The sequence below is a fragment of the Paucibacter sp. TC2R-5 genome (genome assembly GCF_025717605.1).
GTDB lineage: Bacteria > Pseudomonadota > Gammaproteobacteria > Burkholderiales > Burkholderiaceae_C > Paucibacter_A > Paucibacter_A albus.
The window spans coordinates 87,998-102,020 of record NZ_JAJIRQ010000009.1 but is presented as its reverse complement, the minus strand read 5'-3'; the positions used below and the strand labels follow the sequence as shown (position 1 = coordinate 102,020).

The following is a 14,023-nucleotide window of genomic DNA, read 5'->3' as shown; positions in this document are numbered from 1 at the left end:
AAACACTGAGCACCTAAGGCTCAGCGCTCCCGCTGCAAATACTTTTTTTGTAGTCGTGCGACCGTGCCGTCGGCTTGCAAGTCTCTGTAGGCCTGCAGCCAACGCTCTTCTTCTGCGCCATCCAATGCCAGTGAACTCGCCATGTATAGCTCAGCCGACTTCAAGTTCAGGCCTGAGCGAAAGTCCTGCGGCCTGAACTTGAATTCATCAATCGCGGCACGCAACATGGGCTCACCGGCATAGGCGGCAGCAATCATGTCTTCTGCCAAGAGGCGCAAAAGCTCTTTGTAGTCCTTAGCCTGCACGATGTGACGAAATTTCTCAGCCTGCAAATTCTTGATGATGGGTGAGCCCCGCAAAACCCCCACCCTTTGACCTCGCAGAGCCGCCAAGGCATCCAGATCTACCTTGCTGCCACTGCGACCAAAAAAGGTGTAGTTCACATGCGCCAGCGGTATCAGCCATTTGAACTGAGCCTCACGGTCGGGCGTGCGTGCCAAAGGGAAGACGCCGTAGTTCGGGCCACCTTCGGCCATGCGCACCGCACGGGCCCAGGGGTAAAACGTCATCGACAGAGGACGACCGATCTTGGTCGACATCTGCGTCGCCAACTCATAGGCCAAGCCTTGCGGTCCGCCCTGCGTCTGCCACACGAAAGGCGGCAGCTCGCCGGCCAACCATTCCATTTCGGCGGCGCTTGCCGAGTTGGCGATCAGCAGCGCCGAAAACATGGCCTTCAGCACAGCTGTCATGGGCTGCCGTCGGCTCTTGTGGAAAACGAAACTCATGATCGGGCCTGTCTGAATTCTTGTAAGCCCCCTGAATTGGCGTCGACTCTACATCGCCTTGAACAAGTGCACATAGGCCCGGCTGACGGGCAGCTCTTGCGCGTGGCCTTTGATGCGCACAAACAGGCGGCTCATCTCGTCTCGCCTCGTACCAGCCAGATGGGCCAGATTGATCAGCGTCGAGCGGTGCACCTGCCAAAACTGTTCGGGGTCCAACTGCGCGGCCAGATCGGTAATCGTGGTGCGGATCAAATGCTCGGCTTGGGCCGTTTTGACCACCGTGTATTTATCATCGGCCTGAAAGAACAGCACATCCTGCACCGCGACCTGATGCACCAGGTCCGCACTGCCGGCGCGGATAAAGCGCAGTCTGGGCTGATTTGCTGCCGTGCTCGGCATCAAGCGCTGCAAGGCCTCGGCCAAACGCGTGGCTTCAGCGGCTTGCGGTTGAGCCAGCGCCGCTTTAACTCGCGCCACGCAGGCGAGCAAGCGCTCCGTCTTCAGAGGTTTGAGCAGATAGTCAACCGCCGCCGCGTCAAAAGCTTCCAGTGCATATTCGTCATAAGCCGTGACGAACACCACCCGCGTGCGGCCCTCGATGCCTTGCGCCACCTCCAGCCCGGTCAGGCCCGGCATCTGAATGTCCAAAAAGGCAATATCCGGCTGCAGAGCATTGATCTGCTCGGCCGCTTCAAGGCCGTTCTTGGCGATTGCCACAATTTCCAGCTCAGGCCAGCACGCGGCCAGTTGCTGTTTCAGGTATTGAGCCAAATGGGGCTCATCGTCAGCAATAAGTGCAAGAGTCATGATGTCGAACGTTTTCTTCAAGCGGTGTAAGGCAGACTGATGCGGGCCGAGGTTCCCACATTGAGTTCGGTCAGGCTCAGCTCGCCATCTTGAGCGTAGCGGCCGAGCAAGCGCGCCCGTACATTCTCCAGCGCCATGCCTGCTCCTTTGCGCCCTGGGCGGCGCGGCGCTTGAAGCCCCAAGCCATTGTCTTGCACGCGCAGGAGCAAACGTCCCAACTCGACGCTTGCACTGACCTGAATATGGCCACCGTCCAGCTTGGGCTCCAGGCCGTGGTGCACGGCGTTCTCGATCAAGGGCTGCAAAAGCAAGGGCGGCAACACGGCAGCACGCGCCTCGGCGCTGGCCTCAATCGCGAAACTCAGCCGCTCGCCCATGCGGATTTGCAAGAGCTGCAAATAGCTTTGTGCCATGTCCAGCTCGGCCCCAACGGTGCTGTCGGCCCTTCGCAGCTGACCCAGGCTGGCACGCAGATAGTCGGTAAAAGACTCCAACATTTGCTTGGCGCGCGGCGCATCGGTGTCGATCAGGCTTTGCACATTGGCCAAGGTATTGAACAAAAAATGAGGCTCAATTTGCGCCTGCAGCAAGCTCAAGCGCGCCTCGGTGGCGGCCAGTTGCAGCGCCTGCTGCTTGCTGCGCATCTTCCACCAAAACAGATTCCCGCCTGTGATCACCAGCGTCAAAAAGCCGGACATGCGCAAGTTCGCGGGGTGACTCAAGTAGCTGCCCAAGGCATCGATGTCAAAGACCTGCCCCAAAAAAATCAAACCCAAGAAGCCACCCAGTGCGGTGCCAGCTATGCCTATGCCGGCCGAAAAAACCCCGGCCTGCCAGGCGCCTCGCAAGCCATGCAAGCGATCAATCAGCGCCGCCGGCAAGAGCAACTCAGAGGCTCGAAACAAAGCATGGATGGTGTAGGAGATACACAGGCACAGGATCAAATTGGCACCCAAGGTCTGGCGCAGCCAAGCCCCATCGAACAGACGCCCCAGAATCAATCCCGGCACCAGAGTAAACAGCAAGGTGAAACTCAGACCGATGCAAGTGCTGATGAATACCCGCGCCCAGGTCGGCTCGGTCCTGTGTTTGGTCAACACGGTGAACGTGCGCCATGCCTGCAGCAGGCCGCTCCTGAATGAGGTGATGATGTGTTCCATGCGTGGCAGTGTAGGCAGGCCAAAGCTGAATCCGAGGCCGAGCCGCGACGAATCGACAGCCACCGCGACGAAGCGTCAAATCCCTTGCCTACAATCGCGCCAATTCATTTTGTTGATTTATTCAAGCCAGGGAATTTCTACATGCAAGTTCACGCGTCCATCTTCAAGGCCTATGACATTCGCGGCGTCGTCGGCACGACATTGAACGAAGAACTGGCCGAACACCTCGGTCGTGCCTTCGGCACCGAGGCTCGCGCCCTTGGCGAAAAAGCTGTCGCCGTCGGCCGCGACGGCCGCGTCTCCGGCCCCGGCCTGGTGGCTGCCTTGATTCGAGGCCTGCAGTCCACCGGCCTGGACGTCGTTGACCTCGGCGCCGTCACCACGCCTATGCTGTACTACGTTGCAGCGACCCGCGCCAAACACGGCTGCCGCAGCGGCATCATGGTGACCGGTAGCCACAACCCCAAGGACTACAACGGCTTCAAGATGGTCTTGAAGGGCGCGGCCGTCTACGGCGAGCAGATCCAAGGCCTGCGCCGCCGCATCGAAGCAGAGGACTACAAGACAGGTGCAGGTCGCACTGCGGCCATGGACGTCGTGGCTGAGTACAGCCAACGCATCGTTAAAGACTGCAAGCTCAAGCGCCCGATGAAGATCGTCGTCGACTCCGGCAACGGCATCCCAGGCGCAACGGCACCTGCGATCCTGCGCGCCCTGGGCTGCGAGGTGATCGACATCTATTCCAAGGTCGACGGAGACTTCCCCAACCACCACCCCGATCCATCGCGCCCAGAAAACCTGGAAGACCTCAAGCGCATCGTCCATGCATGCGATGCCGAGTTAGGTCTGGCTTTCGACGGTGACGGCGACCGCTTGGGCGTGGTCACCAAGGACGGCACCATGATCATGCCGGACCGTCAGATCATGCTGTTCGCCGCCGACATTCTGAAGCGCAAGCCCGGCGCCGAGATCATCTTCGACGTCAAGTGCACACAGCGCCTGGCACCTTGGATCCGCGAGCATGGCGGCCGGCCGCTGATGTGGATGACTGGCCACTCGCTGGCCAAGGCCAAGCTGAAGGAAACCGGCGCGCCGCTGGCGGGTGAGTTGTCGGGCCACATCTTCTTTGCCGAGCGTTGGTACGGTTTTGACGATGCGATGTACACCGCCGCCCGTCTGCTGGAAATCCTCTCGCGCTTCGCGGACCCCAGCGCCGTGCTGAACGCACTGCCGACCAGCTACAACACGCCCGAGATCAATGTGCCCTGCGCCGAGGGTGAGCACCACGAGGTGGTCAAGAAGCTGCTGGAAGTGGCCGTGTTCCCAGGCTCGAAAGAGATCATCACCATCGACGGCCTGCGCGTCGAATATGAAGACGGTTTCGGCCTGGTGCGGGCAAGCAACACCACGCCGGTCCTGGTGCTGCGCTTCGAGGGTCACACGCCCGAGGCCTTGGCCCGCATCCAGCATGATGTGCTGGAGCAACTCAAGCGCGTCAAGCCCGACGCCACCTTTGCGGCAGGGCATTGATTGCCCCCCACAGAAGCATGGTCTGAGCGCCTCAGCCGCTGGGCTTACACAAGCCTGTTGCGGCTGCTGACGCCCTTCTATCTGCTGCGCTTGTGGCGGCGCGGCGCGGCCGAGCCGCTGTATCGCCAATGGCTATTGCAGCGCCTGGGCTTTTATGGTCCAACGCCCCCAACAAGCGCTTGGGTGTGGGTGCACGCGGTGTCGCTGGGCGAGACCCGTGCGGCCGCAGCCCTGATCGATCAACTGCGCTTGCAGCGCCCCGCCATGCGCCTGCTGCTGACCCACAGCACGGCGACGGGCCGCGCCGCCGGCTTGGGCCTGCTGCGCGATGGCGATGCGCAAGCATGGCTGCCTTACGACACGCCGGGCGCCGTGCGGCGCTTTCTGCGGCAGTGGCGGCCGGCCATTGGCATCTTGATGGAAACCGAGATCTGGCCGCAATTGCAATTCGAAGCGGCCCGGCAGCAGATTCCCATGGTCTTGGCCAATGCGCGCCTGTCCGCGCGCAGCCAACGTCGGGGTGAGCGTTTCAAGGCCTTGCTGCACCCGGCAGGGCGGCGCTTGACGCTCGCCTTGGCGCAGACCGAAGCCGACGCCGAGCGCCTTCGCGCCAGCGCCGTGCCCAAGGTGCTGGTGCAGGGGAATTTGAAGTTTGATATGCAGGTGGACGCCGGCCTGCTGACGCAAGGGCGCCGTTGGCACGAGCAGCTGGGCCGGCCGGTGCTGCTAGCCGCCGTGACGCGCGAGGGCGAAGAGACAATGCTCTTGCAGGCCTGGAGACAGCTGCCGCAGCAAGACCTGCCGCTTCTCTTGATCGTGCCACGTCACCCGCAGCGTTTCGACGAAGTGGCGGCCTTGGTCGAGAACGCCGGCCTGACGCTGGCCCGCCGCAGCACTTGGCAAGACAGCTTGCCCGAGCAGGCATTGATGGCTCAGGTCTGGCTCGGTGACTCGATGCGCGAGATGGCGCTGTATTACGCCGTCGCCGATGACGCCCTGCTGGGCGGCAGCTTCGCGCCACTCGGCGGCCAGAACCTGATCGAAGCGGCTGCTTGTGGCTGCCCCATCGTGATGGGCCCGCATACCTTCAACTTTGCCGAGGCGGCCGAGCTGGCCGAGGCGGCCGGTGCGGCCTTGCGTGTGGCCGATATCAGCCAAGGTCTGGCTCAGGCGCTGAGCATCTGCAAAGAGCCCGGCGGTCAACGCGCAGAACAAGCCAGGCAGTTTGCCGCCGAGCATCGCGGCGCCGCCGCGCGAATGGCCAGCGACATTTTGGCCTTGCTGCCTTCAGCTTAATTCCTTAAAGATTAAGCCGTTCCGGCCAACAAGGCCTGCAGTCCCGCTTCGTCCAGCACCGTCAGCCCCAGCTCCCGCGCCTTGTCCAGCTTGGAGCCGGCCTCTTCGCCGGCGACCACGTAATGGGTCTTTTTGGACACCGAGCCGCTGACCTTGCCGCCGGCCGCCTCGATCAAATCCTTGGCAGCGTCGCGCGACAAGGTCGGCAGCGTGCCGGTCAGCACCAAGGTCTTGCCCAGCAAGGATTGAGGCCCGAGTTCCGCCGCCGCGCCGCCGCCCTCGGGCCAGCTCAAGCCCGCCGCGCGCAGTTGCTCGATCACCTCGCGGTTATGCGCTTGCGCAAAAAAAGTATGAATACTCTGCGCGACGATAGGCCCAACGTCGCGCACCTGCAGCAACTGCTCGACGCTCGCATCCATCAAGGCATCGATACCGCCAAAGTAACGGGCCAGATCCTTGGCGGTGGCTTCGCCGACCTGCCGGATACCCAGGCCAAACAGGAAGCGCGCCAGCGTGGTCTGCTTGGATTTCTCCAGCGAATCCAACAGATTCAAGGCGCTGCGATCGGCCATACGCTCCAGGGCCGACAACTTGGCCACGCCCAATTTGTACAAGCCCGGCAAGCTGGTGACCAGACCCGAGTCGACCAGTTGATCGACCAGCTTGTCGCCCAGGCCCTCGATATCCAGCGCCCGCCGGCCGGCAAAATGCAGCAAGGCCTGCTTGCACTGGGCCGGGCAAAACAGGCCACCGCTGCAGCTGTGGTTGAGGCCACCCTTCTCACGCACGACCGCGCTGCCGCAGGCCGGGCATTCGTGTGGCATATGGAAATTGGGCACATAGCTTGGTCGCGGCTCGGCCACCCGCCCGACCACCTCGGGGATCACATCACCGGCGCGCCGCACAATCACCTGGTCCCCCACCCGCACGCCCTTGCGCCGCAGCTCGAAGACGTTATGCAGCGTCGCATTGGAGACCGTCGTGCCGCCCACAAAGACCGGCTCCAGCTTGGCCACCGGGGTCAGCTTGCCGGTGCGCCCCACTTGGATTTCGATCGCATTGAGCCTTGTCAGCATCTCCTGCGCCGGGTATTTATGCGCCACGGCCCAACGCGGCTCGCGGCTGACAAAACCCAGGCGCTGCTGAAGCGCCAGGCTGTTGACCTTGTAGACGATGCCGTCGATATCAAAAGGCAGGCTGTCGCGCTTGGCGCCCATCGCTTGATGGAAAGCCACCAGGCCGGCCGCACCCAGAGCGACCGTACGGTCGGCGCAGACGGGCAAGCCCATCTTGGCCAGCGCGTCCAAGAGCGCGCTATGCGTAGCGGGCAAGTCCCAGCCCTGCACCTCACCCAGACCATAGGCATAAAAGCTCAAGGGGCGCTGCGCGGCCAAGGCCGGGTCAAGCTGGCGCACCGCGCCAGCAGCCGTATTACGCGGGTTGACGAAGGTCTTTTCGCCCGCTTGGCGCTGCCGCTCATTCAAGGCCTCGAAATCATCGCGGCGCATATAAACCTCGCCGCGTACCTCGATCACCGCTGCGCTGATGCCGATCAAGCGAAGCGGAATCTGCCCTATGGTTTTGATGTTCTGCGTGACGTCTTCGCCGGTTTCGCCGTCGCCACGCGTGGTGGCCTGCTTCAGCACACCCTGCACATAGCGCAAATTGATGGCCAAGCCGTCGAACTTCAGCTCGGCCGCGTATTCAACCGGCGGCGCATCATCCGGCAGCTCCAACTGCCTGCGCACACGCTGATCAAAGCTGAGCGCACCGGTCGGCTCGGTGTCCGTCTCGGTGCGAATGCTCAGCATCGGCACCGCATGACGCACCGGCGTGAAACCTTCCAGCACCTTGCCCAGCACGCGCTGGGTCGGGGAGTCGGGCGTTAGCAGCTCGGGATGGGCGGACTCCAAGGCTTGCAGATCTTGGAACATCCGGTCGTACTCGGCGTCCGGCAGCGTCGGCGCATCCAGCACATAGTACTGATGGGCATGGTGATTGAGGCCGGCGCGCAATTCGGCCGCCCGCTTGAAGGCTTGTTGACTATCGGGCCGCTCAGAACTGGCAAAAATATCGGTCTGGCTCATGCGTTCGTTCAACTTGGGGCCGTCTCGGCGCTGGGCTGGGCGACGCGCGCAATCATCACCTGATCGACCCGGTGGCTATCCACGTCGACCACCTCAAAGCGCCAGCCTTCCCACACCACTTGGTCGGTGCGCTTGGGGATGCGCCGCAGCATCACCATCAAAAAGCCTGCCAGGGTGTCGTATTGGCCGGCGTGCGGCCAGGTCTCTAACTCCAAGGCTCGCTGTACATCGGGAATCGGCGTAATGCCGTCGGCAAGGAAGGAGCCGTCCTCGCGGCGCACAATCTGCTGCTCCTCGTCATAGGACGCGACCAGATTGCCCATCACCGTGCTCATCACATCATTGAGCGTGATCACGCCCACCACCAGGCTGTACTCATTGACGATGACGGCAAAGTCTTCCAACTTCTCGCGGAACTGCATCAAGACCTCGGACAGCGTCAAGCGGTCCGGCACGATCAGCACTTTCTTCAGCAGCCCCGCTGCTTGCGTAGCACGCAGATTGATGGTCTCGCCGCGCAAGACGCGCTGGAACAGATCGGTCGCATCGACATAGCCGACGATGCTGTCGATCTCGCCGTCGCAGACCAGATAGGTGGAATGCGGCGCCTCGGCAATGCGATTGCGGATCAGCTGATCATCGTCATCGAGCGCGAAGAACACCACCCGCTCACGGCTGGTCATCGCACTTTCGACCCGGCGCGTGTCCAGCTCAAACACGTTTTCAATCATTTGCTGTTCGGCGTCGGCCACCACACCGGCCAGATTGCCGGCTTCGGCCAGCGCCAGAATATCCAGGTGGGTGATCGAGTTGTCACGCTGAGCCGGCCGACCCATCAATCGGATAAAGCCCTCGGTCATGCTGCTGAAGGCCCAGGCCAGCGGCTTGAGCAGCGTGACCAAGGCCTGCATAGGGCCAATGACCGCAAGCGCCATGCGCTCGGGCTCGTTCATCGACAAGCGCTTGGGCACCAAATCGGCCAGCACGATGAACAAGCTGATGATGAACACAAAGGACAAGCCAAAGCCGACCGAATGAGCCCGCTCGGGCGACATCAGCAAACCCAAAGCGGCCTCGAAATGCGGCGTCAAAGCGCCCTCACCGACAAAGCCGCCCAGGATGGCGACCGTGTTGACGCCGATTTGCACAACGGTGAAGTAGTGGCCCGGCTGCTCTTGCACCGCCAAGACCCGCTTGGCGCGCGCATCGCCTTCGTCGGCCAGCTGTTGCAACTTGAGGCGGCGCGACGCGGCCAGCGCCAACTCTGCGATCGAGAAGAAGGCACTGGCGGCGATCAGCGCCGCAATCAGCAACAAGCTGGTGCTCAAGGAGACTCCTCTTTAGCTGAACAAATTTAGCTGAATAGACGCCGCGAGACCAAGCTGCCGGCGGCCAAATCACGCGAAGCCAGGGCGCGATACAGCGTCGTCAGGTCTTGGCCAATCGAGGCAAAGGCGTGCAGATTCAAGACCTGACCCCTATCGTCGCAGACATCGGCCTCGATGTCGCGCGCCAAACCGCGGGCCGCCTCTTGCCAGGAGGCAAAAGGCTCCAGCGCCTCCGGCGTCTGCGCCACATCAAGCGACAAAGACAACTCGCGCAGCGCGGACAGCTGCGGGTTCTCGGCCAGCGCCGCCTGCGACTCGAAATTCAGGGTCAGGATCGGTGGCGCGCCCTCTTCCTCGGAAGCCAGCACCAAGCGCCCCGGCATCGCACCCGGCACAAAACCATGGCGCGCGGCGACTTGCTGCACAAAGCCCAGCGTCCAGGTGGCCGATTTCGCACGCAGAATCACTGTCAACTGGGCGTCATGGTCACCCGCGAAGTGATCCAGCTCACGCGCCCGACTGACCACATCCAACATATCGGGGAACTGCACAAAAGCACCCACGCCGTCGGCGAAGCTCTGCACTTTTTGCACGAACTCCGAGTACTCGATTTCGTTCATCGCGCCATTGCGATTGGCCATCTGCACGCCAGCCTGGAACTCGCCATAACGCTGGCCAGGAGCGGGCAGCTCCCATTCGCCACTTTCGGCATTCATGCCCTCGATATGAAAGGGCTTGGTGCCGGCGCGCCGGCTGCCAGGCAGATGCGAGATAGCCATCTCACCGCTGATCGGCGCATCCAGCGTGGCGGTGGCAATCGCATCGATCAGGGCGTCGATGCGGGCGGAGGGCTTGCGCGGCGGACGGGGCACAAAGGGGGCCGCCGGCATGCCGGCATCCTGCGACACCGCCGCCTCGCCCAGAGGGGATGCATCCAGGCCTGGCTCCTGCCTAGCCCCGTCCAACACCGGTTCTACCTGCACATCGGCACGGCGCGGACCGGCTTTGCGCGCGCTCCAAGCGCCGTGGGCAACAACGCCGGCCAGCACCACGCCGCCGGCGACGGCGAGCATTTCAGTCAGAGTCATGTGAGTTCTGCCAAGGCCAAAGCCTTGTCCATATCGACAGCCACGATGCGCGAAACGCCCTGCTCTTGCATGGTCACACCAATCAATTGTTCTGCCATTTCCATTGCGATCTTGTTGTGTGAGATGAAGAGGAACTGGGTTCCGCTGCTCATCTCGGCCACCAGTTTGGCATAACGCTCGGTGTTGGCGTCATCCAGTGGTGCATCCACCTCGTCCAGCAAACAGAACGGGGCGGGGTTGAGTTGAAAGATGGCGAACACCAGGGCAATCGCCGTCAGCGCTTTTTCGCCACCCGAAAGCAGGTGAATCGTGCTGTTCTTCTTGCCCGGCGGCTGTGCCATCACCTGCACGCCGGCGTCGAGAATTTCGTCGCCGGTCATCATCAGCTTGGCTTGGCCGCCACCGAACAAAATCGGGAACATACGGCCGAAATGCATATTGACTTGCTCGAAGGTGGCCGCCAGCAGGTCACGCGTTTCCAGGTCGATCTTGTGGATCGCATCTTCCAGCGTGCTCATGGCCGATTGCAGGTCTGCGCATTGAGAATCGAGAAAGGTCTTGCGCTCGCGCGCGGATGTCAGCTCGTCGAGTGCAGCCAGATTGACCGCTCCCAAAGCGGCAATCTCGCGGTTGATGCGGTCGATCTCGCCTTGCAGGCCGTAAAGCTTGACTTGACCCGCCTCAATATTCAGCGCCAAGGCCTCCATGTCCACACCGGCCGCAAGCAGTTGCTCCAAATATTGCGCGCCGCCCAATTGCGCGGCTTGCTCCTCCAACTGCAGCTTGGTCAGGCGCTCGCGCAGTGGATCGAGGCTGCGCTCAAAAGCCAGGCGCTGCTCGTCCATCTGGCGCAGGCGCAGGCTCAGATCGTCGTAGCCACTGCGCACGCCAGCCAGCGCCTGCTCGCGCTCCATCTTCAGCGCCAAGGCATCTTGCAGACCAGCTTGCGCCGCCGCGTCGTTGAGCGTATCCATCTCACGCTGAAGGCTTTCCATCGACTGCTGATTGGTCTGCAGCTGCTGCGCAGCCGTTTCAATCGAGCGCTGCAGCTCAGACCGGCGTGAAGCCAGCGCGCGCGCGCTGTACTGCGCTTCTTGCGCGCGCCGCTCCAGGCCGCGCAGTTGCTCGCGCGCCTCGGACAGGCGGCGCTCGGCCAGCAGCGTGGCATCCTCCAGCTCCGCGTGGCGCTCCTGCGTCGTGGCGAGCTGCATATCGAGTTCCTCGAAGCGCGCCTCGCCTGTCATGCGGCGCTCTTGCAGCTCTTCGGCCTGCGCGTCGATCTCGAACAGCTCGTCTTCCAATTGGGAGCGGCGGCTGCTGGCTGCTTCGGCCTGGCCGGTCAGTCGAAGTAACTCGACATGCAGCTGGTGGGCGCGATTCTGATTCTCGACAGCCTCGCGGCGCAGGCCCAGCAAGCGCTGCGAAGCATCGGTATAACCAGCTTCGGCGCGCACCAGGGCCGACTTTGATTCTTCGGCAATCAAGGCTTGAGCACGCAACTCAAGCACCAGATGCTCTATCTCCTGCGCCCGCGCCAGCATGCCGGCCTGCTCGGAGTCGGGGGCATAAAAGCTCACCGCAAACTGGCTGACCGCGTGACCGGCGGCCGTCATGATCAGCTCACCATGGCTCAGCCTGGCCCGATTTGCCATCGCCTCATCCAGCGACTCGGCGGTATAGACGCCCTCCAACCAGTCATTCAGCAAGGCGCTCAAGCCTGGGCTGTCCAGGCGCAGCAAGTCGCTCAAACGGGGCAAGGTGTGATGGCTGTTGGCAATCGTGATGGCCGGCGGCGAATAGAACGCCAATCGAGCCGGCGGCGCGTCTTGCTCAAAAGCGCGCACCGTCACCAGCCGCCCCACCTCAAGTGCGGTCATGCGTTCACGCAGCGAGGCCTCGAGCGCGTTCTCCCAGCCGGGCTTGATGTGCAGGCGCGTCCACAAACCGGCCAGTCCATCCAAGCCATGTTTGGCCAGCCAAGGCTTCAACTTGCCCTCGGTCTGCACCTTTTCTTGCAGCGCACGCAAGGCGTCCAAGCGTGCCGACAAAGCCCCCTGCTTGGCCAATTGTTGATTGGTGTCGGTCTGCGCGGCACGCCTGGCCTCTTCCAACTGGGGCAATTGTTCGCCCAGCTCATGCAGGCGGGCGTCGGCCATATCGCGGGCCTCGTCGGCCGATTCACTCGTGCGCTTGAGTTCGGCCAACTTGTCTTGATCGGGCGCGGCCAGACCCTGCCGCTCAGCGGCGAGACGCTCACGCCGGGTGCGCAACTGGCGGGTCTGCTCTTCAACACTGCGGCTTTCGGCCGCCAGCACCTGGATTTGTTGCTGCACTTGCACCACCAATGCGCGCTGCTCATTGGCCCGCGCTTGCGCCGCCCGCACGGCGTCCTCGGCATTGGGTAGATTGAGCGCTTGCTCCTCGGCCTGCGCGGCCAGGATTTCGCTTTGCTCCTCGGCGGCGGCGATTTGCTCGGCAATCGTCTCCAGTTCGTCCTTGGACTGGAGCGAGCGCTCTTGCCATTGCTGGTTTTGTGCCTGCAGCTCGATCAAGCGCGCCTCTACACGTTGGCGGCCTTCGACGACATAGCGGATGCGCTCCTCCAGCCGGCTGACCTCCAACTGCGCCTCGGCATAACGGCCCTGCGATGCATGCAACTCGTCGCCGGCCGCGTAGTGCGCCTGGCGCACCGCTTCCAGCTCGGCCTCGACATGGCGCAGCTCGGCCAGCCGAGCCTCCAGCGCATTGGTGGCCTCCAGATGTTCGGCTTTGACGCGGCCCTGCTCCGCGGCGGCGTCGCGCTGCTTCAAAAACCACAGCTGATGCAGTTTGAGCGTGCCGGCGTCTTGCAGGCCACGGTAGCTGGCCGCCACTTCGGCCTGCTTCTCCAACTTCTCAAGATTGGCGTTGAGCTCGCGCAGGATGTCGTCGACACGGGTCAGGTTTTCGCGCGTGTCGCGCAGCCGGTTCTCGGTCTCGCGGCGGCGCTCCTTGTACTTGGAGACGCCGGCGGCTTCCTCCAAAAACATGCGCATCTCTTCGGGCTTGCTCTCGATCAGGCGGCTGATCGTGCCCTGGCCGATGATGGCGTAGGCGCGCGGCCCCAAGCCCGTACCCAGGAACACATCCTGCACATCGCGGCGGCGTACCGGCTGGTTGTTGATGAAATAGCTGGAGCTGCCGTCGCGCGTCAGCACACGCTTGACGGCAATCTCGGCGAACTGGTTCCACTGGCCGCCGGCCCGCGCGTCTTCATTGGCAAACACCAGTTCCACACTAGCGCGGCTGGCCGGCTTGCGGTTGCCTGAGCCGTTGAAGATCACGTCTTGCATCGACTCGCCGCGCAGCTCGGACGCCTTGCTTTCGCCCAGCACCCAGCGCACGGCATCCATGATGTTGGACTTACCGCAGCCGTTGGGCCCGACCACGCCCACCAACTGCCCAGGCAGCTGGAACACCGTCGGATCGGCAAAGGACTTGAAGCCCGCAAGCTTGATCGAATTCAGACGCATGGACGCGAAAACACCACAGCAAGCCTCAAAAGTACGCCTCTCAAGCCAGGGCGAACTTCGAAAACCGCTGCTAAGCCGTTGATTTATTTACACAAAAGCGCCGCAAACGGGCGCTTTATCGGGCCTGGATGATACCATCGCGGCCTCCCCTTTCTACTCACCGACACAGCCGCGCCAGCGGCCGAGCTGTGTTGCATTGATTCCATGGCCAAGAGCAACCTTCCTTCCAAGTCCGTCAGCAAAAGCGCAGCCAAAGTCGAAGACAAAGGCGCCGTCAAGACTGCTGCCAAAACTGCAGCCAAGACCGGCAGCAAGGGTCGCCAGACTTTGGAGCTTGAAGCCAAGACCCGCAAAGTGCTGAAGCTCGAAGAACCCAAGGCCGGCAAGGCTGCAAGCAAGACAGCAGGGAAGGCAGCTGGAAATGCAG

9 protein-coding genes are annotated in these 14,023 nt (G+C 62.5%); 2 read left to right on the top strand and 7 right to left on the bottom strand.

What is annotated here, in order from left to right; all coding sequences use genetic code 11:
• Positions 1–20: 20 nt before the first annotated feature.
• The 3 genes from LNV08_RS19630 to LNV08_RS19620 all read right to left on the bottom strand — a co-directional run bounded on the left by LNV08_RS19630 (position 21) and on the right by LNV08_RS19620 (position 2,755).
• Positions 21–752 (bottom strand): substrate-binding periplasmic protein, encoded by a 732-nt coding sequence (locus LNV08_RS19630; protein WP_263535428.1) that lies wholly within the window; start codon positions 750–752, stop codon positions 21–23.
• Positions 753–836: 84 nt separating this feature from the next.
• Positions 837–1,595 carry a LytR/AlgR family response regulator transcription factor gene (locus LNV08_RS19625; RefSeq protein WP_263535427.1) on the bottom strand — a complete coding sequence of 253 codons (759 nt, stop codon included), beginning with the start codon at positions 1,593–1,595 and terminating at the stop codon, positions 837–839.
• Positions 1,596–1,612: 17 nt separating this feature from the next.
• Complete coding sequence (locus LNV08_RS19620) at positions 1,613–2,755, bottom strand: sensor histidine kinase (RefSeq protein ID WP_263535426.1); 1,143 nt, start codon at positions 2,753–2,755, stop codon at positions 1,613–1,615.
• Between the two features lie 141 nt (positions 2,756–2,896).
• Here LNV08_RS19620 and LNV08_RS19615 point away from each other — a divergent pair, with 141 nt between their 5' ends.
• Positions 2,897–4,285, top strand: coding sequence for a phosphomannomutase/phosphoglucomutase (locus tag LNV08_RS19615; protein ID WP_263535425.1), 1,389 nt, complete (start codon positions 2,897–2,899; stop codon positions 4,283–4,285).
• Positions 4,286–5,581 carry a 3-deoxy-D-manno-octulosonic acid transferase gene (locus LNV08_RS19610; protein ID WP_263535424.1) on the top strand — a complete coding sequence of 432 codons (1,296 nt, stop codon included), beginning with the start codon at positions 4,286–4,288 and terminating at the stop codon, positions 5,579–5,581.
• Positions 5,582–5,592: 11 nt separating this feature from the next.
• On the opposite strand, the gene ligA is transcribed toward LNV08_RS19610, so the two are convergent.
• Genes ligA through smc form a run of 4 tightly spaced genes read right to left on the bottom strand, consistent with a single transcriptional unit; the run spans position 5,593 to position 13,596 of the window.
• Positions 5,593–7,668: an NAD-dependent DNA ligase LigA gene (ligA, locus tag LNV08_RS19605; protein ID WP_263535423.1), complete on the bottom strand. Its 2,076-nt coding sequence runs from the start codon at positions 7,666–7,668 to the stop codon at positions 5,593–5,595.
• Positions 7,669–7,676: 8 nt separating this feature from the next.
• Complete coding sequence (locus LNV08_RS19600) at positions 7,677–8,996, bottom strand: hemolysin family protein (RefSeq protein WP_263535422.1); 1,320 nt, start codon at positions 8,994–8,996, stop codon at positions 7,677–7,679.
• Between the two features lie 26 nt (positions 8,997–9,022).
• Positions 9,023–10,084 (bottom strand): cell division protein FtsZ, encoded by a 1,062-nt coding sequence (locus LNV08_RS19595; protein ID WP_263535421.1) that lies wholly within the window; start codon positions 10,082–10,084, stop codon positions 9,023–9,025.
• Positions 10,081–13,596 carry a chromosome segregation protein SMC gene (gene smc, locus LNV08_RS19590; protein WP_263535420.1) on the bottom strand — a complete coding sequence of 1,172 codons (3,516 nt, stop codon included), beginning with the start codon at positions 13,594–13,596 and terminating at the stop codon, positions 10,081–10,083. Before smc ends, LNV08_RS19595 begins: the two co-directional genes overlap by 4 nt.
• Positions 13,597–14,023 lie beyond the last annotated feature (427 nt).

Coding starts and splice junctions, on each gene's coding strand:
- LNV08_RS19630 (WP_263535428.1), bottom strand. CDS start 752: ATGACAGCTGTGCTGAAGGCCATGTTTTCGGCGCTGCTGATCGCCAAC.
- LNV08_RS19625 (WP_263535427.1), bottom strand. CDS start 1,595: ATGACTCTTGCACTTATTGCTGACGATGAGCCCCATTTGGCTCAATAC.
- LNV08_RS19620 (WP_263535426.1), bottom strand. CDS start 2,755: ATGGAACACATCATCACCTCATTCAGGAGCGGCCTGCTGCAGGCATGG.
- LNV08_RS19615 (WP_263535425.1), top strand. CDS start 2,897: ATGCAAGTTCACGCGTCCATCTTCAAGGCCTATGACATTCGCGGCGTC.
- ligA (WP_263535423.1), bottom strand. CDS start 7,668: ATGAGCCAGACCGATATTTTTGCCAGTTCTGAGCGGCCCGATAGTCAA.
- LNV08_RS19595 (WP_263535421.1), bottom strand. CDS start 10,084: ATGACTCTGACTGAAATGCTCGCCGTCGCCGGCGGCGTGGTGCTGGCC.
- smc (WP_263535420.1), bottom strand. CDS start 13,596: ATGCGTCTGAATTCGATCAAGCTTGCGGGCTTCAAGTCCTTTGCCGAT.